Here is a 3312-nt window from a genome sequence, read left to right on the forward strand (position 1 = left end):
AGTCACACAAAACAGGAAAGTTTTGAAAATGCAGAAAGTGAAATTATCAATACAGTTCATACCACACGCACAGTCAGAAAGAAAAAAAATGGCTGGCTGGCTGCTGTAATACTTCTTATTCTTATTTTTGCAGCAGTATGTGTACTTACAATATACTGCATGGCTTCTGATATCGGAAGCAGCAGTCTTAATGACTACGGCAGACTTCCGGAAAACCATGTAACTTTAAAAACTGCTGACAAACCTGAAATTGCAGACGTTCAGACAGATGAGAACGGTAAATATACAATTGAAGGTCTGGTTTCAGTTGTCAGACCTCAGATCGTTGAAATTTACACGTATGCCTCAAAAGATACTGACATCGTTTCATGCAGCGGTTCAGGAATCATAATTACCTCTGACGGATATATTGTAACAAATACTCACGTTCTTGACGGAATGGAAAAATATACTGTTAACACATATGACGGCAAATCTTATCCGGCAGAAATTATAGGCAGAGATGCCAAAACGGATATTGCAGTCATTAAAATTGATGCTCATGATCTCTCTCCGGCAGTGCTGGGAAATTCAGATCAGGTGGTTCAGGGGGAAGCAGTCGTGGCTATAGGCAATCCGGCAGGACTTACAGGCTCTATAACTGACGGTATTGTGTCAGGTCTTGACAGAAAAATACGTACAGACGCTACAAGCTTTGAAATGAACTGCATTCAGACAAACGCAGCCATAAGTCCGGGAAATTCCGGAGGTGCACTGGTTAACATGTACGGTCAGGTCATTGGCATAACTTCATCAAAGTATGTTACTGCAAATTCTGAAGGATTAGGCTTTGCTATTACTATAAATGACGCAAAACCCATAATTGAAGAACTTATCTCTCAGGGGTATGTCAGCGGAAGAGTACGAGTGGGAATTACATTCTATTCCACAAGCGGCGATTATGCAAATATTCAGTTTAAGAGTGAATTCGGATTTGACATTCCAAAGGAACTCGAAGGTGCTCTCTGGATCGAAGAAATCAGTGACGACTGCGACATTTCAAATACTGAGCTTAAACCTAAGGATTTTATCGTTTCAATAGAGGGTAAAAAAATTTCTGATTACAGTCAGCTGAGTGAAGCTATAAAAGGCAAAAAAGGCGGAGATAAGATACATGCCACCTGTGCCAGAGTTGACAAGGACAAAAATATTGAATATTTTGATATAGAATTCAAGCTGATGACCGATACATCAGGAGATTTTTAAAATAAGTTTCGCCTTCCCGGAAGGGATTAAGGCGAAACTTTTAATTTATGCATAATACTATTGAATTTTTATTATTTATATGATATTATTTTATTGTATAATTTTCGGGTTTCGGAGGTTTTTGTGGAAGAATTTAAATTTGAAAAATTATCAGACAGTATAAGCGTCTGTGTAAGCCGTGAACACGGATTCGGAACGGACGCATTTTTGCTTGCACACTTTTCCGGATACAAACAAAAAGATATCGTCTGCGATCTGGGAACAGGATGTGGTATCATACCGCTTATAATGCAGAGAAGCCGTCCGCCAAAACATACCTATGCCGTTGATATACAGCCCCTTGCTGTAAAACAGCTTGAAATCAGTCTTGAAAAAAACGGAATTGACAGCATCACTCCTGTCTGTGCTGATCTTAAAGAGCTATGGCAGGAAGCACCTTTAAGCGGAATAAGTCTTGTAACCTGCAATCCTCCTTACAAGGCAGCAAATGCCGGTATTGAAAGCACTCTTGACGCTCATAAAATTGCCCGGCATGAAATTTTGTGCAGTATTGACGATGTATGCAAAGCAGCCTCCAGACTGCTGAAATTCGGCGGCAGATTATGCCTGTGCAACCGTCCGGAAAGACTTGCCGATGTTATAACTGCTATGAAAAACAATGGAATTGAACCTAAAAAACTCCGGTTTGTAAGCAAAAATCCACAGACTGCTCCGTGGCTTTTTCTTATAGAAGGAAAAAAAGGTTCCAAGCCCTTTATGAAGGTGTTGCCGCAGCTTTATGTGTGGAACGGAAGCGGTTATTCACAGGAACTTGAACAAATATACAGTATGGGACTTGAAAACAAGGAGGGGATTTAATGGGAACTTTATATGTTGTAGGTACACCTATAGGAAATATGGAGGACGTTACTTTCAGACAGCTTAAAGTACTGGAATCCGTTGACTTTATTGCCGCTGAGGATACAAGAGTAACCTTAAAACTGCTTAACAGATATGAAATTAAAAAAACTCTTGTAAGCTATCACGGACACAGTACCCCGGAATGTGCCCGGAATATTGCAGATCGTATCCAGAATGGTGAAAACGCTGCCATTGTTACGGATGCCGGAATGCCCTGTATTTCAGATCCGGGAGAAGTACTTGTAAAATTATGTGCAGAACGTGGAATTGACGTTAAGGTAGTTCCCGGACCAAGTGCCGTTATATCTGCAATTGCGGTGTCAGGACTTATGACCTCACGGTTTTCCTTTGAGGGATTTTTATCAGTCAATAAAAAGCAAAGATATGAACATCTGGAAAGCGTAAAAAACGATACAGGAACTCTTGTTTTTTACGAAGCTCCTCATAAGCTTTTAAATACCCTTAATGACTTTTATAAATATTTCGGGGACAGAAAAATTTCTCTCTGCCGTGAGCTTACCAAAATTCATGAAGAAGTACTGCGAATGACAATTTCTGAAGCTATAGACTATTACAATGACAAGCCACCAAAGGGTGAATATGTACTTGTTATAGAAGGTGCGCCGGAACCTGATCACTCTGAAATAACAATTGAACAGGCTGAAAATATGGTCCGCAGTCTGATAGATGAAGGAATCAAACCCTCGGAGGCATGTAAAAAAATAGCCAAAGAAACTGATTTTACCAAAAGTCAGCTTTATTCCAGGATAGTAAATAATTAATATATTACAGGAGGCACAAAATGAGAATACCAAGAGCTGCATGTATCAATGATTTATCCGGTTTTGGAAGATGCTCGCTGACAACAGCGATCTCCATAATATCATCTGCCGGAGTACAGGCATGTCCTGTTCCGACTGCTGTGTTATCAAAGCATACCGGATTTAAATCCTTTTATTTTTCAGATCTTACTGACAGCATGGAACCTTATATAAACGATTTGAGCGATATAGAATTTGACGGAATTTACAGTGGGTTTCTGGGTTCTGAACGTCAGATAAAAATTACTGCTGATTTTATTTCCGAAAGAAAAAAATTTGAAAATCCACCGTGTATAATTATTGATCCTGTTATGGGGCACAACGGTAAGCCTTATCCTACATCAAC

Annotated in this window: 3 protein-coding genes and 1 pseudogene; all 4 read left to right on the top strand. The window is 39.6% G+C overall.

Annotated elements, in window-relative coordinates; translation table 11 throughout:
- Nucleotides 1–1245, top strand: a 1245-nt coding sequence (locus ACI4WO_RS03195; RefSeq protein ID WP_439806116.1) for a S1C family serine protease, incomplete at its 5' end; no start/stop codon positions are given.
- Between the two features lie 123 nt (nt 1246–1368).
- Nucleotides 1369–2103, top strand: coding sequence for a tRNA1(Val) (adenine(37)-N6)-methyltransferase (locus tag ACI4WO_RS03200; RefSeq protein WP_439806117.1), 735 nt, complete (start codon nt 1369–1371; stop codon nt 2101–2103).
- Complete coding sequence (rsmI, locus tag ACI4WO_RS03205; protein WP_439806118.1) at nt 2103–2927, top strand: 16S rRNA (cytidine(1402)-2'-O)-methyltransferase; 825 nt, start codon at nt 2103–2105, stop codon at nt 2925–2927. Before ACI4WO_RS03200 ends, rsmI begins: the two co-directional genes overlap by 1 nt.
- A gap of 20 nt (nt 2928–2947) precedes the next feature.
- Nucleotides 2948–3312 (top strand): annotated as a pseudogene (locus tag ACI4WO_RS03210) (pyridoxamine kinase); the annotation flags it as partial.

The sequence above is a fragment of the Porcipelethomonas sp. genome (genome assembly GCF_051893655.1).
Classification (GTDB): Bacteria; Bacillota; Clostridia; order Oscillospirales; family Ruminococcaceae; genus Porcipelethomonas.